The organism is Bacillus sp. EU63, assembly GCF_038592915.1.
Classification (GTDB): domain Bacteria; phylum Bacillota; class Bacilli; order Bacillales; family Bacillaceae; genus Bacillus; species Bacillus velezensis.
In genome coordinates this window covers 1404455-1424419 of the sequence record NZ_CP151944.1, presented here as the reverse complement: position 1 = coordinate 1424419, position 19965 = coordinate 1404455, and the positions used below count along the sequence as shown (strand labels likewise).

The 19965-nt window shown below is 46.2% G+C and carries 22 protein-coding genes; 3 read left to right on the top strand and 19 right to left on the bottom strand.

Going from position 1 to position 19965, the window contains the following annotated elements:
- Positions 1-18 precede the first annotated feature (18 nt).
- Both NYE38_RS07410 and NYE38_RS07405 read right to left on the bottom strand, forming a co-directional pair.
- Positions 19-927 carry a ketopantoate reductase family protein gene (locus NYE38_RS07410; RefSeq protein ID WP_025649506.1) on the bottom strand — a complete coding sequence of 303 codons (909 nt, stop codon included), beginning with the start codon at positions 925-927 and terminating at the stop codon, positions 19-21.
- Between the two features lie 112 nt (positions 928-1039).
- The gene (locus NYE38_RS07405) at positions 1040-2659 is read right to left on the bottom strand and encodes an ATP-binding cassette domain-containing protein (protein ID WP_017417692.1); all 1620 of its coding nucleotides are present in this window, start codon (positions 2657-2659) and stop codon (positions 1040-1042) included.
- A gap of 162 nt (positions 2660-2821) precedes the next feature.
- Here NYE38_RS07405 and NYE38_RS07400 point away from each other — a divergent pair, with 162 nt between their 5' ends.
- The gene (locus tag NYE38_RS07400; RefSeq protein ID WP_017417691.1) at positions 2822-3091 is read left to right on the top strand and encodes a hypothetical protein; all 270 of its coding nucleotides are present in this window, start codon (positions 2822-2824) and stop codon (positions 3089-3091) included.
- Between the two features lie 37 nt (positions 3092-3128).
- On the opposite strand, the gene lepB is transcribed toward NYE38_RS07400, so the two are convergent.
- From lepB to NYE38_RS07330, 14 genes are all read right to left on the bottom strand, one after another.
- Entirely contained in the window at positions 3129-3710 is a 582-nt protein-coding gene (lepB, locus tag NYE38_RS07395) for a signal peptidase I (protein WP_003154568.1), read from the bottom strand.
- A 130-nt stretch (positions 3711-3840) separates the two neighbouring features.
- A complete protein-coding gene (locus NYE38_RS07390; protein ID WP_014417629.1) occupies positions 3841-5745 on the bottom strand; it encodes a PTS fructose transporter subunit IIABC in 1905 nt (634 codons plus the stop codon).
- Between the two features lie 14 nt (positions 5746-5759).
- Complete coding sequence (gene pfkB / locus NYE38_RS07385) at positions 5760-6671, bottom strand: 1-phosphofructokinase (RefSeq protein ID WP_003154572.1); 912 nt, start codon at positions 6669-6671, stop codon at positions 5760-5762.
- Positions 6668-7423 carry a DeoR/GlpR family DNA-binding transcription regulator gene (locus NYE38_RS07380; protein ID WP_014417627.1) on the bottom strand — a complete coding sequence of 252 codons (756 nt, stop codon included), beginning with the start codon at positions 7421-7423 and terminating at the stop codon, positions 6668-6670. Before NYE38_RS07380 ends, pfkB begins: the two co-directional genes overlap by 4 nt.
- 281 nt (positions 7424-7704) lie before the next feature.
- Complete coding sequence (locus NYE38_RS07375; protein WP_014417626.1) at positions 7705-8898, bottom strand: ABC transporter permease; 1194 nt, start codon at positions 8896-8898, stop codon at positions 7705-7707.
- Complete coding sequence (locus NYE38_RS07370; RefSeq protein ID WP_007409637.1) at positions 8895-9587, bottom strand: ABC transporter ATP-binding protein; 693 nt, start codon at positions 9585-9587, stop codon at positions 8895-8897. Before NYE38_RS07370 ends, NYE38_RS07375 begins: the two co-directional genes overlap by 4 nt.
- Complete coding sequence (locus NYE38_RS07365; protein WP_065180239.1) at positions 9588-10724, bottom strand: efflux RND transporter periplasmic adaptor subunit; 1137 nt, start codon at positions 10722-10724, stop codon at positions 9588-9590. It abuts the gene before it with no gap.
- Between the two features lies 1 nt (position 10725).
- Positions 10726-11424: a Yip1 family protein gene (locus NYE38_RS07360; RefSeq protein WP_017417688.1), complete on the bottom strand. Its 699-nt coding sequence runs from the start codon at positions 11422-11424 to the stop codon at positions 10726-10728.
- Positions 11425-11747: 323 nt separating this feature from the next.
- Positions 11748-11981: a molybdopterin converting factor subunit 1 gene (moaD, locus tag NYE38_RS07355; RefSeq protein ID WP_007409633.1), complete on the bottom strand. Its 234-nt coding sequence runs from the start codon at positions 11979-11981 to the stop codon at positions 11748-11750.
- Positions 11978-12448, bottom strand: coding sequence for a molybdenum cofactor biosynthesis protein MoaE (locus tag NYE38_RS07350; RefSeq protein WP_021493751.1), 471 nt, complete (start codon positions 12446-12448; stop codon positions 11978-11980). The genes moaD and NYE38_RS07350 overlap by 4 nt, the downstream gene beginning before the upstream one ends.
- Complete coding sequence (gene mobB, locus NYE38_RS07345) at positions 12449-12970, bottom strand: molybdopterin-guanine dinucleotide biosynthesis protein B (protein ID WP_029973679.1); 522 nt, start codon at positions 12968-12970, stop codon at positions 12449-12451.
- Entirely contained in the window at positions 12931-14223 is a 1293-nt protein-coding gene (gene glp, locus NYE38_RS07340; RefSeq protein WP_065180238.1) for a gephyrin-like molybdotransferase Glp, read from the bottom strand. The genes mobB and glp overlap by 40 nt, the downstream gene beginning before the upstream one ends.
- Positions 14224-14240: 17 nt before the next feature.
- Positions 14241-15260, bottom strand: a complete 1020-nt coding sequence (locus tag NYE38_RS07335) for a molybdopterin-synthase adenylyltransferase MoeB (protein ID WP_110085530.1) — start codon at positions 15258-15260, stop codon at positions 14241-14243.
- 51 nt (positions 15261-15311) lie between these two features.
- The gene (locus NYE38_RS07330; protein WP_257989135.1) at positions 15312-15914 is read right to left on the bottom strand and encodes a molybdenum cofactor guanylyltransferase; all 603 of its coding nucleotides are present in this window, start codon (positions 15912-15914) and stop codon (positions 15312-15314) included.
- Between the two features lie 145 nt (positions 15915-16059).
- Between NYE38_RS07330 and NYE38_RS07325 the strand changes: the two genes are divergently transcribed.
- Entirely contained in the window at positions 16060-17052 is a 993-nt protein-coding gene (locus tag NYE38_RS07325; RefSeq protein WP_017417683.1) for a hypothetical protein, read from the top strand.
- 20 nt (positions 17053-17072) lie between these two features.
- Here NYE38_RS07325 and rok read toward each other — a convergent pair whose 3' ends face one another.
- Together rok and NYE38_RS07315 are read right to left on the bottom strand one after the other, a co-directional pair.
- On the bottom strand, positions 17073-17669 hold the full coding sequence (rok, locus tag NYE38_RS07320) for a transcriptional regulator Rok (protein WP_003154591.1): 597 nt from the start codon (positions 17667-17669) through the stop codon (positions 17073-17075).
- 451 nt (positions 17670-18120) lie between these two features.
- On the bottom strand, positions 18121-18579 hold the full coding sequence (locus tag NYE38_RS07315) for a TlpA disulfide reductase family protein (protein WP_017417682.1): 459 nt from the start codon (positions 18577-18579) through the stop codon (positions 18121-18123).
- 287 nt (positions 18580-18866) lie between these two features.
- Between NYE38_RS07315 and NYE38_RS07310 the strand changes: the two genes are divergently transcribed.
- Positions 18867-19673 (top strand): mechanosensitive ion channel family protein, encoded by an 807-nt coding sequence (locus tag NYE38_RS07310; RefSeq protein WP_025649509.1) that lies wholly within the window; start codon positions 18867-18869, stop codon positions 19671-19673.
- A gap of 33 nt (positions 19674-19706) precedes the next feature.
- Here the strand turns inward: NYE38_RS07310 and NYE38_RS07305 are convergent, their stop codons facing one another.
- Positions 19707-19952 (bottom strand): YkuS family protein, encoded by a 246-nt coding sequence (locus NYE38_RS07305; protein WP_003154596.1) that lies wholly within the window; start codon positions 19950-19952, stop codon positions 19707-19709.
- Between the last annotated feature and the right edge of the window lie 13 nt (positions 19953-19965).

The window sequence follows — 19965 nt, the reverse complement described above, 5'->3', positions numbered from 1 at the left end:
GGCGATCAGGCCTCCTTTTTATTTCGCTTCATACATTTGCAAGTTGGCGCAGACGGTTTCCAAAACAGGTGTATCAACTGACAAGCCTTTCGCTTTCTCAAGCAAAAATCCGTGTAAATGATCACCTTCCGTCACCCTGCCCTTTTCCATATCTCTCAGCATCGACGATTTCATATGGTAAGACATGCTTGTCAATGTGCGATAACTCTCTTCTTCCAGACCAGGATCTTTCGGGATGCCGGCAGCCTTGAAAATGGCTCCGATTTCAGCAAAGAGGCGCTTTGCCGTGTTGCGGCCGCCTTCTGTTTCTAAAATCGGTCCGACCGGCTGTTGAAACAGAGTGGTCACTCCCGCCTGCGCGGCAATAAACATATATTTTTTCCAAATGTCCTTTTCAATATCCCGGCTGATGATGACATCCGCTTTCACACCTGCAAATGCGTTTTCCAGCTCGTTCATACGTTCTGTGCGTTCCCCGTTCCATTCACCGAAAACAAAGCGGTGGGCAGCGCTCGTATGAAGAATGTCCCCTTTGTCGTTAAGGGCGCTCTCAATAAAGCAGAGGCCGCCCAGCACCTGCCGTTTTGAAAAAGCTTCAAACAGCTGGTTATAGTGCCTGTATCCGTTTAAAAAAGGAATAATGACCGACGAAGGTTTGACAAACGGTTTGACATCCCGAATAACGTCCTGCAAAGAATACGCTTTTGAAGCGATAATAACGGCGTCAAATGCTCCTTCTTCGCCCGCCATCATTAATTTCGGCTTGATTGAAACATCACCTTTTGCACTTTTGACGGTCAAACCCGTTTCTTGTAATTGTTCCGCCCGTTTCTTGCGGACGAGAAACGTAACGTCATTTCCCTTTTCTGCAAGACGCGCGCCGATATATCCGCCCACTCCTCCAGCTCCGACAATTAAAAACTTCATGATGCATTCCTCCGTATCTTTTCAAGTTATGTATTCATTTATTGTAACGGGAAGTCAGAAGATTGAAAACTTTTTTCATAAATAAAAAAGCAGAGTCTCCCCTGCTTCTTTATTACGCGTATAGCTCTTCAAGCTTTTTCTGTACATCCGCGTTTTCAAGAAATTCGTCATAAGACATTTGTTTGTCAACAATGCCTTTAGGCGTTAATTCAATGATGCGGTTGGCAATTGTCTGTACAAACTGATGGTCATGAGATGAAAACAGCATAGCGCCTTTAAAGCTGATTAAGCCGTTGTTAAGCGCCGTAATGGATTCCAAATCTAAGTGGTTTGTCGGTTCATCCAGAATTAAAATATTCGCGCCGGAAAGCATCGCTTTTGAAAGCATGCAGCGCACTTTTTCTCCTCCGGAAAGAACGTTTGATTTTTTGTTGACTTCTTCTCCTGAGAACAGCATGCGTCCTAAGAAACCGCGCAGAAAGCTTTCGCTTTGGTCATGCGGCGAGTATTGGCGGAGCCAGTCAACAAGGTTCACATCGCTGCCGTCAAAATACTCGCTGTTGTCTTTAGGGAAGTACGCCTGAGAAGTGGTCACGCCCCATTTAAATGTGCCGCTGTCAGCTTCCATTTCCCCGGAAATGATTTTAAACAATGTCGTAACGGCAAGTTCGTTGCGGCCCGTAAAAGCGATTTTATCTTCTCTGTTCATAATAAAGCTGACGTTATCAAGCACTTTTACCCCGTCAATCGTTTTTGTTAAGCCTTCAACCCGCAGCACGTCATTTCCGATCTCGCGTTCCGGCGTGAAATTGACATAAGGATAACGGCGTGATGACGGTTTGATATCATCAAGCGTGATTTTATCAAGGAGTTTCTTTCTTGATGTCGCCTGCTTTGATTTAGAAGCGTTGGCGCTGAATCTGGCCACGAACTCCTGAAGCTGTTTAATCTGCTCTTCTTTTTTCTTGTTGGCTTCCTGAGAAAGCTTTAAAGCAAGCTGGCTGGATTCATACCAGAAATCATAGTTGCCGACGTACACTTGAATTTTATTAAAATCAAGATCGGCGATGTGCGTGCACACTTTATTTAAAAAGTGACGGTCATGGGATACGACGATGACTGTGTTCTCAAAGTTGATTAAAAACTCTTCCAGCCACTGAATCGCTTTCAGATCCAAGTGGTTGGTCGGTTCATCAAGCAGCAGAACGTCCGGCTTGCCGAACAGCGCCTGTGCCAAAAGCACTTTCACCTTTTCTGAACCGCCTAAGTCCGCCATTTTCTTCGTATGCAGGTCTTCAGAGATGCCCAGGCCCTTTAACAAAATAGCGGCTTCACTTTCAGCTTCCCATCCGTTTAATTCCGCAAACTCTCCTTCAAGCTCAGCGGCGCGGATGCCGTCTTCATCTGAAAAATCAGGCTTCATATAAATCGCGTCTTTTTCCTGCATAACTTCGTATAAACGTTTATGTCCCATAATGACGACTTTCAGCACTTCGAAGTCTTCATATTCAAAGTGGTTCTGCTTCAGAATGGCAAGACGTTCACCCGGGCTCATATGGACATCGCCGGTCTGCGGCTCCAGCTCACCGGATAAAATTTTCAAAAATGTTGATTTTCCGGCACCGTTTGCGCCTATTAATCCGTAGCAGTTGCCCGGCGTAAATTTAATATTGACATCTTCAAATAACTTGCGATCCGCAAAACGCAAGCTCACATTATTTACAGCAATCATTTAGAATCCTCCATCGTGTCTATCATCATTAAAAGTATACCATGAATAAAGGGGAAGAGAAATGTTTCCCTGCGAATATACGGGTTTGAAAAGATGCAGGCGTCAAACCCGGAGCGCTGTGATACAATAGATATATATACATATTCATCACGGAGGAACAAGTTGAAGCTTTTAACACTCACAGAATACTGTCTTATGATTTTCTTCACCGGGGTTTTTCTGGCCGTCACAGGCTTTACGGCCCGTGACATCGGCTTGTACATCGGAATCGCCCTCATTTATACGTTTTCGCATCTCTTTTCAAAACGGATGCTTGAAAAACGCGGCAAAGAGAAGAAGCAGGTGAATCTTTTTTTCAGCGTTCTGGCCATTGTCGGATCAGTGCTGGCCACGGTATTGTTCATTGCCGTCGCCGCCTCGTTTGCCAAATAAAAAACGCCTGCTGTCCAAATCGGGCAGCGCGGCGTTTTTATTTTGTCTGACGCATATCATGAAACGGGAAGAACACAAACTTCGAGGTGCCGACGATCCGGTTTTCGGCAATTAAACCGAGTCCGTTCCGGCTGTCCATTGAGTTCAGCCGATTGTCACCCATGACGAAGTATTTGCCTTTCGGAACCTTTACGGGGCCGAAATCTCCCGTCAGGTTGACTCCCAGTTTTTTCGCTTCTTTTTTATTGCTCGCGAGGTACGGTTCTGCGATTTTTTTGCCGTTTATATAAAGCGTGTCATTTTTCATTTCCACCGTTTCTCCCGGTTTTCCGATGAGCCGCTTTACATAATGGACTTTCGATGTATCGCCGTTAATAATGACGATGTCCCCCCGCTCGATTTCTCCGATATAATTGACGCTTTTGTTGACAAACAGCCTTTCACCGTCATGTAATGTCGGGTACATTGATGATCCTTCCACTAAGTACGGTTCAAACAGGAAATGGCGGATTAACAGCGCAAGTGCGACCGCTATAATGATGGCCTTTCCCCATTCCCAATATGTGTTGGATTTTCTTTTTACCGATTTTTCAGAAGTAGGTTTTTGTTCTTCAGTCAACGTGGTTCCTCCTAGACGATCACTGTTTCGGTTCATGTACCATCTTTACTTTATCATAACTCATCATAAAATACATAACGCTTCTATGCGCACATGATTGAAAAAAGCGCCCGTAAAGGACGCTTTTTGCTTATTTCTCTACAACCGGTTTTTTGACGATTCCCAAGATAACCGCCGTTACAATCGCTCCGATCACGATACTCATTAAGTAAAGCAGCGGATGGTTCGTAATGAATGCAACGAATATTCCTCCGTGCGGTGCAGGAAGCGTTACCCGGAAAAACTCTGTCAACCCGCCCGCTACCGCAGAACCGACAACGGCTGCAGGGATGACGCGAAGCGGATCAGCCGCTGCAAACGGGATGGCGCCTTCTGTAACGAAAGCTGCTCCCATGAAGTAGCACGTAATACCGGCTTCACGGTCACGTTTAGAGAATTTGTGTTTAAAGAATGTTGTCGCCAGTGCGATTCCAAGCGGCGGAGCCATTCCGCCCGCCATGATGGCCGCATGCGGCGCATAGTTTCCGGCATCGATCATCGCGATACCGAAAGTGAAGGCCGCTTTATTGAGCGGGCCGCCCATGTCGATAGCCATCATACCGCCTAAAATAATACCCATTAAGACAAGGTTTCCAGTTCCAAGGCTTTCAAGCCAATTTGTTAAGAAATTCATGAACGCTGCTACAGGAGTGTTTATGACAAATTGCATCAGAACTCCTGTGATAAAAATACCGAGCAGCGGATAAATCAGTACAGGTTTTAATCCGTCAAGAGATTGAGGGATAAAGACAAACAGCTTTTTCAGCAGGATTACGACATAACCGGCTAAGAATCCGGCAATCAGTCCGCCCAAGAATCCGGCATTCGCCTGCGTAGCCATAAATCCGCCGACCATACCCGGCGCAAATCCCGGACGGTCCGCAATACTCATTGCGATGAATCCGGCAAGAACGGCAACGATCAGTTTTAACGCATTATCGCTGCCGATAAAGTTCAGCGCTGCGGCAAACGTGTTGTATGTCGGGTCTTTCGGATCAGCTGAATGAATTCCCCAGAAGAATGAGATCGCAACGAGAATTCCGCCACCGACGACAAATGGCAGCATGTTGCTGACACCGCTCATTAAGTGTTTATAGAAAGTGCTTCCGATACTTGTGCCTGATTTCTGTTTCGGGCCGTCTTCATTTGAAGCGGAAGATCCGCCGCCGCTGCCCTCGTAAATCGGCGCATCTTGGTTAACGGCTTTTTCAATCAGTTCCTGAGGACGTCTGATACCAGCTGTTACAGGTACTTGAAGAACATGTTTGCCTTTAAAGCGCTCCATTTCAACCTGTTTATCAGCCGCCACGATGATCGCAGGCGCGTCTTCAATTTCTTGAGCCGTCAGCTTATGTTTGATACCGCTTGAGCCGTTTGTCTCGACTTTAATGTCAACGCCGAGCTCTTTCGCTTTTTCCTTCAGTGCGTCAGCTGCCATGAACGTATGGGCGATACCTGTCGGACATGCCGTAACGGCAAGGATTTTGCCTTTTCCTGACGGCGCTGCCTGTTCTTCCTGCTCTTCTTCTTCCTCATCGTCATCTTTGTCATGCTGATTGATGATGTCAATGATCGCGTCTTCTGATTCAGCTTCAAGAAGCTGTTTGCGGATTTCCTCACGCATAAGAAGCGTTGAAAGTCTTGATAATGCCTCAAGGTGCGTATTATTCGCTCCTTCGGTTGCCGCAATCATAAAGACCAGGTGTGCCGGCTGACCGTCTAATGATTCATAATCCACACCATCTTTTGAACGGCCGAATGCGATGGCCGGGTTAATGACGCTCGCCGTCTTCGCATGAGGAATGGCAATGCCTTCGCCGATTCCCGTCGAGCTTTGGCTTTCACGATTTAAAATGGCTGCTTTGTAAGCCTCTCTGTCATTTAATCTGCCGGCTTTGTCAAGCACTGTCACCATTTCATCGATAACGTTTTCTTTCTCTTTGCTTTCTATATTGAGATGAATTGTATCTCTTGTTAACAGCTCAGTTATCTTCACTTTTCTTTCCTCCTCTATAGACGTGTGACTTTAACTTCAGGAAGAAGCTGCTGTACAAACTCTTCAGTTCCGAGTTCTTCAGAAAATGCCGTCGCGCTTCCGGAAGCAACTCCTAAACGGAACGCATCTTCCAAAGGCAGCTGTTTTGAAATTCCCGCAAGGAATCCCGCGACGACGGAATCACCCGCGCCTACGGAATTGACAAGCTTTCCTTTAGGAACATTGGCGAGGAAAACCGCCTCTTTCGTAAATAAAAGCGCACCGTCGCCAGCCATCGAAACAATCGCGTGTTCAGCGCCTTGTTCAATTAATTTTTTACCGTAAGGAACGGCAGCTTCGGCTGAATCAATGACCGTATTAAACATTTCCCCAAGCTCATGATGATTCGGCTTCATCAAAAACGGTTTCATTTCTGTCGCTTTCATCAGCGCTTCACCGGAGATGTCCACCACTACCCGGGCATTCTGCTTTCTGCATGCCTCAGCAATTTTTTCATACGTGTTATGCGGCAGGGAAGAAGGAATGCTTCCCGCTAAAACGACGATGTCTCCCTCTTCCAGAGCGGAGAACTGTTCTAAAAAGGCATTGAACACTTCGTCTGAAATCGTCGGGCCCTGTCCGTTAATTTCCGTTTCATCGCCCGTTTTCAGTTTTACATTTATACGCGTGTCTTCATCTACCTCAGAAAAAGCCGTTTCCAGACCTTCCTGCTGCAAAAATGACGTGATATAATTTCCGGTAAATCCGCCGACAAACCCCAATGCTTTTGACGGCACATGGTGTCTTTTCAGTAATCTCGAAACGTTGATGCCTTTTCCGCCGGGATACTTCGTGTCATAGCTGGAACGGTTTAAACCGCCTACGGCAAAATCTTCAACGTGAACGATATAGTCAACAGACGGATTGAGGGTTACAGTGTAAATCATGGTTTCACTACCTTTACGACAGTTTTTTCTTGGTAATTATCGAATGCAAGTTCTTCAGCTTCAGTGGTAATGATAGCGGCATCGCCCAAGGCGGCGAACGCTGCGAAAGAAATCTCGCCGAATTTAGAAGGATCGGCTAAAACATACGCATTTTTCGCCTGTCTCACAGCCTTTGTCTTCAGAAGAGCCTCATCCGGATCGGGTGTTGTAAAGCCGGCTTCAATGTGCACGCCGTTCACCCCGAGAAAGCTTTTGTCAAAACGGTACTGGCTGACCGCCGTTAATGAGGCGCCGCCGATCATCGCACCTGTTCTATGCTTCACATATCCTCCGAGAAGATAAAAAGGAATCCCTTTCCTTATTAAAGCGTCGATATGCATAACTCCGTTTGTGACAACCACAATGTCCTTTGTATGATCTATAAAATCAATCATGTGCAATGTAGTTGTTCCCGCATCGAGGTAAATACAGTCACCTTCTTCTAATAAAGATGCCGCTTCTTCTGCGATCTTCAGTTTATCTTGAAGGTTTTTGGAGGATTTTTCAAGCATATCGGGTTCTTGCCTGCTGTTGGAAAGTTTAGACGCCCCGCCGTGAACGCGCTTTAAAAACCCGCGCTCTTCAAGTGTTGATAAATCTCTTCTGATCGTTGATTCAGAAGCGTTTGTCATGCTTATCAGCTCTTGAATCTTCACCACATCTCGCTTTTCAATCTGATCCATAATCAGCTGATACCTTTCAGGAGTGAGCATATTCCGCCTCCTTTGAAAACGTATTCATTTCGGCTGCAAGATAATTGTAAACGCTTTTTTTACTTCAAGCAACTAAAATCACTCAAATTCATTCAATAACTATCAAAATCTTTCACATTTGTTCATATTAACGTATGTACATAGGGTTTGTAAACTGTAAATTCGACAAAAAGGGGGACAATTGTATGACATTTTCTTTTTATCATAAATGAAAAAAGTCTATTATATTCATTCAATCATTAAAACACAAAAAACCCCATGCAGACTGCATGGGGCGCAGGTTATTCATACCTTAATGCTTCAATCGGATCTAAGCGTGATGCTTTGTTGGCGGGCAGCATGCCGAAAATGACACCGATCAGCATACTGAACAGTACGCCGATACAAACCACCTGCCAGGAAACGAGCGACGGCCAGCCTGCGATAAGAGAAACGAGTGATGCTCCCCCGTAGCCGAGACCGATTCCGATTAAGCCGCCGATTAATGTAAGCACAACAGATTCAATTAAGAATTGTGTCAGAATCTGTCCTCTCGTGGCACCGAGCGATTTGCGGATGCCGATTTCTCTTGTCCGTTCCGTCACTGATACGAGCATAATATTCATGACCCCGATCCCGCCGACAATGAGAGAAATACCGGCGATCGAACCGATGATCGTCGTCATGACGGTCGTGACCTGACCGATTCCCGCCGCGATTTCTTCCATATTCATGACTTGATAGGCCTCTTTTGTACCGTGATTGTCATTTAAGAGACGGGCCGCTTCTTTTCCTGTTGTTTTGATTTGATCAGCGGACTCCGTCTGAACGGAAACGTTGCTGTAGTCGTTAGTACCGAAAGACGTTTTCAGCATGTTGAACGGCACATACATTTCACTGAGTCCTAACGATAAAAAACCGCTCTCTTCTTTCAGTACGCCGATTACTTCAACGGGCTGTCCGCCGGCCCAGACGATTTTTCCGAGCGGAGACGTTTTCCCGAACAGCTTTTCAGCCATTTTTTTCGAGATGATTCCCGCTCTTTTCCCGGAAAGAAAATCATTGTCCGTAAATGTCCGTCCATCTTGAACGTCCAGCTTTTTTACGTCCATGTAGCCGCTGTTAATGCCGTTCAGCGTAATATCCGTGTCTTCTTCATGGTAACGGGCCGTCATGGATTTTACCGCGGAAGCGACAACCTGCTTTACGCCGTCCACTCCTTTTAATCCATTAATATCTTCTTCTGTAAAACTCGCTTCCTGTAAGGCGTTCGGATTGGCTGTTAATTCTTCATCACTCGGAAGGTAAAACAATTCAATCGTATTGCCCGGCCCGCTGATGGATTGCTTCAGCATTTGCTCTCCGCCCTGGCCGACAGCCACAACAACAATTACTGAACCGACGCCGATAATGATTCCGAGCATCGTCAGAATCGATCTCAGCTTGTGAGCTCTTACGGAACTGAGGGCCATCCGGAGATTTTCTAACAGGCTCATTCTCCCACTCTCCTCTGCTCAGCATCGCGGGAAACGATCATGCCGTCACGGACGAAAATCACTCTGTTTGTACAGTCCGCCACTTCAGGCTCATGAGTGACAAGCACCACGGTCACGCCCTCTGCATTAAGCTCTGTGAACTGCTCCATAATAGAAATGCTTGTTTTCGTATCCAGCGCGCCGGTCGGTTCATCAGCTAAAATGAGCTTCGGTTCGTTCACGATGGCTCTTGCAATCGCGACACGCTGCTTCTGGCCGCCTGACAGCTCATTCGGCATGTGACGCATCCGATCCGCCAAACCGACTTTTTCCAGCGCATGCTCAGCCCGTTCCTCACGCTCTTTTTTGCCGATACCGGCGTAGATCATGGGGAGTTCGACATTTTTTCTTGCATTCAATCGCGGCAGCAGCTGAAATTGCTGAAAGACAAATCCGATTGATTTGTTCCGGACCGCCGCAAGCTCTTTTTCGGTACATGAAGAAACATCTTCGCCCGCAAGCCTGTAACTGCCGGACGTCGGTCTGTCCAGACAGCCGATGATATTCATGATCGTAGATTTTCCCGATCCCGACGGTCCCATAATTGACACATATTCTCCTTCTTCAATCGTCAGGTCGATTGAACGAAGAACATCAAACGTCTCCTTGCCGATCTGATAGCTTTTTTTCACCTTTGAAAGCTGAATCATCTATGCTTTCACATCCGTTCCGTCAGTCAAACCGTCAGCCGGATTCAGAATGACTTTATCATCCTTTGAAAGCCCCTCTTTTATCTCCGTAAGCTGATTTGCGGTATCGCCGACTTTAACTTTCACGCGTTTGGCCTTCCCGTCTTTTACCGTAAAGACCCAGTGCTCATCTCCGTCTTTTTTGACCGCGGAGGACGGCAGCGTATCGGCTTTCCGTTTGTCGGTTTCAATGTTCATAATTAATTTAAACCCCGGCTTGCCCTCCGGAAGGTTTCCGATCAGCTTAACCTGGAACGGATACTGCACGGCCTGTTCCGTGCTTTCCCCCGAAGCAGCGCTTGACTTTTGATCAGGAACGAGGCCGACAGCCGCCACTCTCCCTTTCCACGTTTTACCGGGAATGGCGTCTGAGGTAATCGTAACGCTTTGGCCCTTTTTCACTTTCAGCGTGTCGTATTCGGACAAATTGCCGGCAACGATCAGGTGTTCCGGGTCTCCTATATGTATAACCGGTTCTTGAATATCCGATTTTTTAGAAGCCGCTTCTTGATTTACCGAGATAACCGTCCCGTCCATCTCACTCTTAACATTGAGATTCGCCACTTGATTTTCAAGAGACTGCTTTTGCAAATCAGATTGCTTTAATTCGATTTCCGCCGTTTTTTGCTGAAGCTGCAGATCAGTCCGTTCGGATTCAATTTGTTTTTTGGCTTCAGCTTCTCCCACTTGTTTTGCCAGATCTTGTTCCTTGCTGTTTAATGCTCTGAGTTTTTCTTCAACTTGTTCGATTTGCATCCGTTTTGATTGTTCTGTCAACTCATTTTGTTCTTTATCAAGATTGAGCTGCTCATTTGTATACGTGACTAACGACGACCCTTTTTTTACTTTGTCGCCTTCTTTTACTTTCACTTTATCAAGAGTTCCTTTATCCGCTTCATAAAAAACATACTGTTCTTTAGAGAATTTAAGTGTTCCCGGAACCATGACCGTAGAGGAGATTTCTCTGTTTTCCAAGGTTCCGGTTTCGATTTTTTTCCCGGCGCTGCCGCCCGCGGGAGCGGCAGACTTATAAATATTGATACCGATGAATACTGCAACAATTACGGCGATGCCGATTCCGATCCAAATTTTTTTCATGTTATACACCTGCTGTCACTGAACTTAACAGTCCTCCGACTGCCGAAACCAAAAGCATAATAACAAACAGGACAATCGCGGAAGTCCAGGCCGCTTTTTTTGAAATGCCGCCTGTATAGCGAAGTCCCAAAGCGAGCAGAATATAGCTCCAGATGCTGAAAATGTCGAACGCGCTTAAAAAGACCGCGACGCCGTCTCCGGCCGGTATGACACTCGCCAAAGATGTAACGGCGTACAGTGAGCCCGCACCGGTAAAATAAGTGACAAGACCGTTAATGACTAAGCCGATATTGGTAATGAATGCCGTAAACAGGCTGAGTGAGAGCATTTTTTTGTAAGTTGTCACGCCGCCTGAAATTTTGACGCACAGCCAGTAAATGAGCGGAACGATAAACAGAGCGATAATGCCCCCGAAGATTCCTCCGAACATCGAGCCGAATTTAGCAATGGTTTTGGTCATTTCAATCTGATCATCCGACAATCCGTCAAGAGATGTGCTGTTCAGCACTTCTTCATAATTCATCCCCAGTCCGCGCAAAATACTGCCGGCCGCGATGAGAATGATGACAATCAGGAGAGGAATGCCGATGACCGGCTTTTCTTTTAATCTTTTAAACTGCACAACAGGACTTGTAATGACGCCGAAAATTGACGGCTTTTCCGTTACTGCCGTATTGCTTTTTTCCAGGTTTGGTTCCATATTGCTGATGCCTCCTATGTATTATTCTGTTTATACGTACGCTTTAGGCTGAGAGAAGTTTCAATTTTTTTGCCGTTTGCGTATTTATGCTAAATTGTAACACAAATTCTTAGCTTTACGTTCCATAATTATGTAAAAAAAAGTATTGTCAGACCGGTATGACGGGAGGCTCAAAGCCTTGTGAAGGCACTGTCTTCAGCCTATTCATCTAATCAAAACCGTCTCAATCACAAATCCCTTTAAATCCCATTTAGATATTCTCTGGAATTCAGCTCCTATATACAAAAAAGCCGGATGGCAATGATGCTCATCCGGCTCTTTTTTCACCCTCCGCTTACAGGAGGGATAAAGGCAATGGTATCACCTTCTGTTACGATGCTGTTGTCTTTTACATATGTTTCATTGATTGCGATCATGGCATTGTCAATCGTCTGAAGTCCGTACCGTTCCTTTAACAGTGTTTTTACAGCAGACGCCGCCGTCTCTTTTTCGTCAAGTTCAATGACCGGTGTTCCCGCCTGCTCCGCAAGCCCGGCAAACAATAGTACTTTAATCATCGCGATTCCCCTTTATCCAAATCCGGTTCTCCGTTCGGATAGGGCGTTGTTTCCAGCTGATCGCCTATCCATTCTTCGCCGTCTTCCCAGATTTCTTTTTTCCATATCGGCACAATCTGTTTTATCCGTTCAATTGCATATTCATTCGCCTCATATGCCGCCTTTCTGTGCGGTGAAGACACGGCGATTACGACCGCTGCTTCTCCGATATCAAGGACGCCGACACGGTGTGTGATTGCAGCTTCGGCTCCTTCCCATTTCGCACTGATTTCATCGCCGATTTGAGAAAGCATTTGAACAGCCATCGGTTCATACGCTTCATATTCGAGCCGTACCGTCCGCCGTCCTGCAGTCCACTCTCTGACCGTGCCGATAAACGTTGTGATGGCGCCGGCTTCACGCTTTTCAACTTTTTTTACGATATTTTCCGCAATGATAGGTTCCCTTGTAATTTGAAAACGTTCCATTTATGCAGATTCCCCTTTCAGCTGCGAAAGCACAAACATAATGGCAGCCGGATCATCCGCATGGAATACGGGCATGCCTGCATCTGCCGGCATATGCTCCATATTTCTGCTGATAACCGCGATCACGCGCTCCAAATGTTTGAGCTTTTGCCAATCTTCGCTGTCTTTGATCATAATGATTTTCGGATGCGGCGCATGTTTAAATCCCTCTATGAGAAGACCGTCAATTCCCAGACATTCATACAGACTGATCAAACCCGCCAGATCCCATTTTTTTCGCGCCGTAAGCTGCAGGACGCCGTCCCCTTCTACTGCCGTAACCGCGGCTCCGGCTTTTGAAAAACGCTCCGAGTCTTTTCCGTCAGAAAAAGGTTCCGGTTCTCCGCCATGTCCGTGATGTTTTAAACATCCAATATCGCACTCTTTCGGCGCCGCTTTCAGCACACGTTCAATAAACGTTGTTTTACCGCTGTTTTGAAAACCTACGATCTGGACGATCGGGAAAGAATTGACCACGGCCATTCACTTCCATTCTCATCACGGATGAGGAGCACGTGAACCGTCCGGCCCGCTTCATACCCCCTCGTTCCTCCCGGCAGAAGGATAAACGCGTTTGCTTCGGCTAGAGATGTGACTGAGCTTGATTTGTCGAGACCGACCGGTGACGCCATCATCTTTCCGTCCTTATGATAAACAAATGCCCTCACAAATCTCGTAAACGGATTCGGCTTCGGAAAGTCGTTTGTTAACACGGCTTCCGCCCATCCGGAATGAGGTTTTTCATTCAAAAGCCACGTCTGAATCATCGGTTTGACAAACAGGGTGAATCCGACATAACATGCGGACGGATTGCCTGAAAGGCCGAACAGCAGCATGTCATCGGCCCGGGCGACAGTTGTCACGCTCCCCGGGCGCATTGCCACTTTGTTAAAAAGAACTTCCGCTCCGAGCTTATTATAAATGTCTGGAAGAAAATCAAAATCGCCGACTGACACGCCGCCGGTCGTGATCAGAAAATCAACTTTTTTCATAGCTTCCTTCACCGCAGCATAGCTGTCATCAAAATCATCGGAAATTTTCCCTAAGTTCAGCGGTACCGCGCCCGCTTCAATGACCTGGGCATACACCATGGCAGCGTTGCTGTTGCGGATTTTCCCCGGCTCAAGCGGATCGCTGACATGAAGAAGCTCGGTTCCCGTTGCGATAATGCCGACAACCGGCTTTCTGACCACGGGAACGGAAGCATAGCCGAAGGTTGCTAAAAGAGCGGTTACGCCCGGCGTGATTTTCGTCCCTTTTTTTAATAGCGAGCTGCCCTTTTTCGCATCTTCTCCTTGATATGAAATATTATCGCCCGCATGAAAAGGGCGTTTCACTGACATGTAATTCGTCCCGTTTTCAGAAAACGTTTTTGTCAGCTCAAGCATCACTACGGCATCCGCGCCTTTTGGAATCTGCGCCCCCGTCATAATGCGGACCGCTTCATAAGGCCCGAGTTCTTTTTCTGACACGGCGCCGGCTCCGATATGGTCAATGACTTCAAAGGTGACGGCATTGTCACGGGAAGCCGTTTTTGAATCGCTCGCCCTGATGGCAAACCCGTCATACGGGGAACGGTTAAAGGCCGGCACATCATGATCCGCCTTAAGATCCTCCGCCAAATAGCGGTGGAGACTGTCCTCAAGCGCCACCCATTCGGTATCCCCCTGTTTTTTATACCGGCTCACCCGGCGGACTGCTTCGTCCACCTGAATCGGCGTTCTTTTTTCAAGCATAGCAATATCTCCCCTTCCTACAGTCCGATCACCCTGGCCAGAACTGAATTTGCTTCTTTTATATCGTTTGTACCGTGAATCAGAGCCCGGCCATCCTGAAAAATAACGATTCTGAAGCGCTCATACGCCATGTGCAGCAGAAATTCATTTGCTTCCACTTTACCGATCTGCTTCAGACGTTTGACAAGCTCTTCTTTATCCAGCCTCTTTAAGGCTTCCGATCTGATTTGAACGGTGTCTCTTCCGCACAGCACGCTTGCTTTCGGCCTGTTTTCAGGCTGCAGATACGGATATACGGGCTCCGCGCCGCAGGAAGGGCAATGATCCCGTTTGATCTGATCCACATTTATGCTCATATTGGTGTTATTCCACACGTCAAACGTGAAAAAGCGCCGATTTACCGCCGCATGATTTCCTGTCAGCAATTTCAGCGCCTCAGCCTGCTGATAAGCGGAGACGATATGAACCGCCGGAGGTATGATACCTGCTGTATCACATGTCGCTCCGCCCACGGGCATTTGCTCAAACAGGCAGGATAAACACGGCGTAACCCCCGGAATAATCGTCATGCACATTCCCTGACTGCTGACACAGGCACCGTAAATCCAAGGTGTTTCCGTTTTCAGCGCCAGATCATTGATGACCATTCTCGTTTCAAAATTATCTGTCGCATCCACGATGCAATCCGCTTGTTCGATCAGCGGTTCGAGCGTTTCCGCCGTACCTTCCGCCGCGTAAGCATCGATATGTATATCACTGTTTACCGCCAAAAGACGCGCCTTGGCCGCCATTGCTTTCGGCAGGCGCTGTCTCGCGTCTTCTTCTGTATACAGCTGCTGTCTTTGTAAATTGCTCCATTCCACATAATCCCGGTCAATAATCGTCATACGGCCCGCTCCGGCTCTTGCCAGGCCCTCTGCCGCGGCTGTTCCGAGGGCTCCGGCTCCGACAATCAGGACACTGCTGTCAGCCAGCGCCTGCTGCCCTTTTTCCCCTATCGGCTTAAATCTTGTCTGCCGCGAATAGCGCTCTTCCATCTGTGTTGTCCCCTTGCATTTTTATTTCCATCATACCATGTTTCTTCCCGATCAGTCCTGATTTGAAGACTCGACATGCGCCAAAAGTCTGGTGTAATCGTCCCGTGTGTTGATATTAGCGAACTCCTCCGGCCCGGCGCCGATGTCTTCAGCCTGCACATAACAGACAGACAGCCGTTTCAGCGTGTCTGTCATTTTCAGTTTGTTTTGTGTCAGCTGATCAAAAAGCACACCCTGCACCCGTTTATGGTAAACCGCCAAGAGGGGCTGCTCTCTGTTTTCACAAACCGGTATGACAGCGTCCAGATTTCCGGTCAGCTTCATTTCAAGTGCAGCCATCGTCTTTCTTGTCACGAGCGGCGTGTCACAGGATATGACCGTGTATGTTTCGCCTTCCGTTTGTTTCATTGCCGTATATATGCCGGCCAGCGGGCCCATTCCCCGAAACCGCGGCTCATCGGCAAAAACATGCCGCTCCCTGTTTGATAAGAACTTTTTTATATGCTCAGGGCGGCTGATAATTACCGTTTCTCCGCCGCCGAAGGCTTTTTTCGCCTGTTCATAAAACATGCCGCCCTTCCACTTTGCAAAAGCTTTCGGTTCTCCGAATCTTCGGGAAGCTCCCCCCGCTAATATTACATTCACCCGTTTCATGTCATCTCTCTCCCATTCTATATAAAAGCATAGCAAACGCCTCAGCCGAAATACAATATTACGGTGCTTGTCTGTTTAATTAAGAGGAATAGCCGTTGATCCTTTCCCATATTGTAGTGTTAACATCATGAGGGAGATGGTTCTTATGAAAATATCCGGTCCGTTTTTCCACGACACTTCTCAAGAGAACCTTTACTTGAAATCCGAACTTTCCAGATGCAGAAAATTAATTTCAGAATTTGAAGCAAGCTACTTCCATCAGAAAAATAATAAGCTTCAGGAGGAAAACGCCAATATTAAAGAGCGGCTTCACAAGCTTTCTGACGAATTGGAAGCCATGGCTCAAAAACACAAACAGACAAGTGACACGGAACGTTCTTTGCATGAAATCAGAGCCGGGCTGCTCGATAAAATCGTCATTCTGCAAGAACTGCTTCAGCAGGAAACGTTTCGGCGGAAAAATGAGATGGAAGAAAAGCACCGTCTGCATCTTACAAATGTAAAATTTGAAGAAGAAAACAAAAACTTACATACCCGCATCCGCTCACTTGAGACCGCCATTCAAACTGAACGGACTTCTCACGAAGATATGAAACAGCGTTATCATGCCGCTGCAGACGAAAATACCCGGCTCCAAACACAAATGATAGAAAAAGAATACCAGCTCAAACATATTAAAATAGAAATTAATCATATGAGAGATCGAATACTAGAAACAAAAGAACGGCTTGTAGAAATAGAAAAAACGAAAGAAAAGTTATTTCAAGAAACCATTCTTTCGTATAAACGGCAGCTGGACGAAAGTGATGCTTGGATTGCCGGCCATTTTGCTGATATTGACAGCCGCACGGCGGAACCAGCGGAACAAGCTCTGGAAATCCCTTCTGTTTCCAAAGAGACTGTTCAGGCAGAAGACTTGCTTAAAGCCGTTACCGAACAAGTCATCTCCCTGCAAAAACAATTTGTACAATCAGAGTCCCGCGATCAGTCGCTTGATGAAAAACTGGATGCGTTGAAAGAACGTGCTGACGGCGAAAAGCCTTTCCAAAAATATGTCGTCAAGCTTGAAAAAAAGCCTGGAAAAGATGCGTCACTTCCGCAGAATAAGCGGGAAAACGCAAAAAAACTGCTTGAGTAACGCAAGCAGTTTTTACTGTTTTATTCAGCAGCCGTATCATTTGCCGTTTCTGCTGTTTCCTGAGAAATTTCTCCCTCAAGAATATATTGGCCGCGATATGGTTTTTTCACTTCCGGATACATTTTAATTAAGCTTTGCATAAATGTTGTCATATTAGGAATTTCAAGGCCGCTTTCCTTTTCAATTTCCTTTTGCAGTTCGGAACTTTTGATCGCTGCATTGTGGCGTTTCAACGTTTTAATCGCTGCTTCGCGCAGTTTTGCCGCTTTTGATCCCGGTCTCGCCGTCCCTCTTCTTCTTCTTGTAGAACCGTCTGGAATGCCGGCGGGAAGAGACGTAATAGACTGCATCTGCGGCTGGGAGGATTGAGGCTGTGTCTGCGGCTTTTGATAGCTTCTCATTTCCTGTGCCGCAAGCTCTGCAAGCACCGGGAGAGAGTCACTTTTTTTCTCCGGACGAAACTCTTTTTTTGTATCGGACAGGCTGCCTGTATTGTCTAATTCTCTCAGTTTTGCATATATTTTATCACGTTCTATTTGATATTCACGAATGACTTTTACCTCTGCTTCGTTTAATTGTTCTAAACGTAAGCGCAGCGCTTCTCTTTCATTAAACATGTGTAAAACCCCCTGTCAAAAATTTAAACGCTTTTATTAAGATATTAGATTACAAAAGTAATTTTATCAACTATTATTTTATCATTTTACTATTTTATTTACTCTATGAAAAATTGCTTATTTTCTGAAAATGGTACTTTATATACAAAAATCCTTATCATATAGGGGATTCTGGACAAAGTTCCAATTTATTCAACCATTTCAAAATATAACTTGAAATTACTTGTTTAATGAAAATTAGCGTGATATCTACAATTTTCGACTATAATATGTAAAAGATAATGATATGGATAAAACAAGCGGTACAGCGTGTTTACGGCTGTTTCTCTTATTTTTTAAGCCACACATGTCATATTGGAATTTTTTGTCCAATAGGCACAAAAAAACCCTGTTACCTAAACGGCAAAGGGTTTGCGGAACCGAGACAATAGTCCGACGGAGATTGCCCCGATTACTCAGATGCCTGCTCCGTTTCTGAAAGTACTCGGCTGACGCGTTTTTCAAGCATTTTCATCCCGCTTCCTCCCGCTTGAAAATGGCGGAGCTGTCCGCTTTTATCAAAAACGTAATAAGCCGGCACATATTCATTTTCAAATGCTTCAGTCAGCGTATGATCGCTGTCGACGTAAATCGGCTGAGAGATATCATGTTCAGCCGCTGTTTTCTTGATTTTCTCAAGATCAAGATCATCTTCGGAACGGGGCATGTGAACGGCCACCACATTCAGCTGATCTTTATATTTATCACGAAACCCGTTCACCTCAGGCATCGCTTCTTTACACATGCGGCAGCTGGCGGACCAGAAGTGAATCAGTGCCGGCTTTCCGCCGACCAGCTGTTCCTTCGTGACTTCTCTGTTAATCCATGCTTTAGCGCCTGTCAATTCAGGCATTTGCTGACGTAATTTCATCTTATTTCCCTCCTTACGAAAAAGGTTTTTTGCCGGGGCTTTCAGTCCGCCGGGCAACGTTATCCTGTTTTCCCTCCAAAGGATATGATTTGGCTGAATCACCATGTTAAAATGAGTGTGGCGATTCCTTAGTTCATATCTTCACAAAAATGATCATATTGAAACCGGGCAATATGAACAAATCATAAATGAAATAACTGATTTCTATTAAAAGGTTTATTTTATTTTAAAAACGGGTATATCACTTTTAGCTTTTTCCGCAATAGACTTGAAAGGAAGACATCACTATGATTGATCTAAAACACTTTGATTGGGCCGGGCTTCTCACATCTGCCGGGATTTTCATCATAAAGCTGGCTCTCATTATTTTAGCGTATTTTATTTTCCGGACGGCAGGAAAAAAGCTGATCAAGCATCTGTTTCAGAAATTCGAGCAACAAAACAACCTCTCTACAGGCCGCGCTTATACTTTGCGAAGCCTCGCGCTTAATGTATATGGATACATCCTGATTTTCGTTTTTATCGTAATGATTTTGGATTTATTTCACTACAATCCGAGCGCTCTCATTGCCGGCGCCGGCGTGGTCGGTCTCGCAGTCGGCTTCGGGGCTCAGGGGCTTGTCAGTGACATCGTCACCGGATTTTTTATCCTTTTGGAAAAACAGATCGACGTCGGTGATTATATTACGGTTGCCGGCTACAGCGGCATTGTCGAGCAGGTCGGTCTCCGTACGACGCAAATCCGGAGCTTTGACGGCACGCTTCACTATCTTCCCAACCGGGGCATTACGAATGTGAGCAACCATTCCCGCGGAACGATGCAGGCGCTTGTCGATATTAAAGTGCCGCTTGAAAAAAATCTTGATGAAACCATTCAAATCCTGCAAACCGCGTGTGACAAAGCAGCCGCTGAGCTCCCGCAGATTAAGGAAGGGCCGGACGTCATCGGGGTTCAGGATTTAAGCTCGTCAGAAATGGTGATCAGAATCATTGCCAAAACAGAAAATATGGAGCAATGGCGGGTTGAACGCGTACTGCGGAGAGAAATGAAAATCGCGCTCGACCGTTTTAAAAACGCCGCTTCCGCCGAATAGAAAAACCGAAGCGTAAGCTTCGGTTTTTTCTTTTTAATGAAATTTTTTTTCCACTTCGCTGCAGATTTCGTCGGCGGTCATTCCGGAAGCCGTAATGACGGGAGCCTGAGTTGACGTATCGGCAATTCCTTGGACATTGCTGTCAAGTCCGGTTACGACACAGCAGTCACAATTCTTCGCATCCTCAGGAGTCTTCATCATCACTACGTCATATCCTTTTTGTTTTAACGCCTGTTCTACATCCGATAAAGATTGTTCAATTCCAATTTTTTTCGTCATATTGAACACCTCC

What these genes read in the sequence shown, in the direction of transcription:
- NYE38_RS07375 (WP_014417626.1), bottom strand. Translation starts at nt 8,898, where the DNA reads ATGAGCCTGTTAGAAAATCTCCGGATGGCCCTCAGTTCCGTAAGAGCT.
- glp (WP_065180238.1), bottom strand. Translation starts at nt 14,223, where the DNA reads ATGCTTGAAAAAAGAACGCCGATTCAGGTGGACGAAGCAGTCCGCCGG.
- pfkB (WP_003154572.1), bottom strand. Translation starts at nt 6,671, where the DNA reads ATGATTTACACTGTAACCCTCAATCCGTCTGTTGACTATATCGTTCAC.
- rok (WP_003154591.1), bottom strand. Translation starts at nt 17,669, where the DNA reads ATGTTTAATGAAAGAGAAGCGCTGCGCTTACGTTTAGAACAATTAAAC.
- mobB (WP_029973679.1), bottom strand. Translation starts at nt 12,970, where the DNA reads ATGGCCGTGGTCAATTCTTTCCCGATCGTCCAGATCGTAGGTTTTCAA.
- NYE38_RS07325 (WP_017417683.1), top strand. Translation starts at nt 16,060, where the DNA reads ATGAAAATATCCGGTCCGTTTTTCCACGACACTTCTCAAGAGAACCTT.
- NYE38_RS07365 (WP_065180239.1), bottom strand. Translation starts at nt 10,724, where the DNA reads ATGAAAAAAATTTGGATCGGAATCGGCATCGCCGTAATTGTTGCAGTA.
- moaD (WP_007409633.1), bottom strand. Translation starts at nt 11,981, where the DNA reads ATGATTAAAGTACTATTGTTTGCCGGGCTTGCGGAGCAGGCGGGAACA.
- NYE38_RS07305 (WP_003154596.1), bottom strand. Translation starts at nt 19,952, where the DNA reads ATGACGAAAAAAATTGGAATTGAACAATCTTTATCGGATGTAGAACAG.
- NYE38_RS07380 (WP_014417627.1), bottom strand. Translation starts at nt 7,423, where the DNA reads ATGCTCACTCCTGAAAGGTATCAGCTGATTATGGATCAGATTGAAAAG.
- NYE38_RS07370 (WP_007409637.1), bottom strand. Translation starts at nt 9,587, where the DNA reads ATGATTCAGCTTTCAAAGGTGAAAAAAAGCTATCAGATCGGCAAGGAG.
- NYE38_RS07315 (WP_017417682.1), bottom strand. Translation starts at nt 18,579, where the DNA reads ATGAAATTACGTCAGCAAATGCCTGAATTGACAGGCGCTAAAGCATGG.
- NYE38_RS07310 (WP_025649509.1), top strand. Translation starts at nt 18,867, where the DNA reads ATGATTGATCTAAAACACTTTGATTGGGCCGGGCTTCTCACATCTGCC.
- NYE38_RS07405 (WP_017417692.1), bottom strand. Translation starts at nt 2,659, where the DNA reads ATGATTGCTGTAAATAATGTGAGCTTGCGTTTTGCGGATCGCAAGTTA.
- NYE38_RS07410 (WP_025649506.1), bottom strand. Translation starts at nt 927, where the DNA reads ATGAAGTTTTTAATTGTCGGAGCTGGAGGAGTGGGCGGATATATCGGC.
- NYE38_RS07360 (WP_017417688.1), bottom strand. Translation starts at nt 11,424, where the DNA reads ATGGAACCAAACCTGGAAAAAAGCAATACGGCAGTAACGGAAAAGCCG.
- NYE38_RS07350 (WP_021493751.1), bottom strand. Translation starts at nt 12,448, where the DNA reads ATGGAACGTTTTCAAATTACAAGGGAACCTATCATTGCGGAAAATATC.
- NYE38_RS07330 (WP_257989135.1), bottom strand. Translation starts at nt 15,914, where the DNA reads ATGAAACGGGTGAATGTAATATTAGCGGGGGGAGCTTCCCGAAGATTC.
- NYE38_RS07335 (WP_110085530.1), bottom strand. Translation starts at nt 15,260, where the DNA reads ATGGAAGAGCGCTATTCGCGGCAGACAAGATTTAAGCCGATAGGGGAA.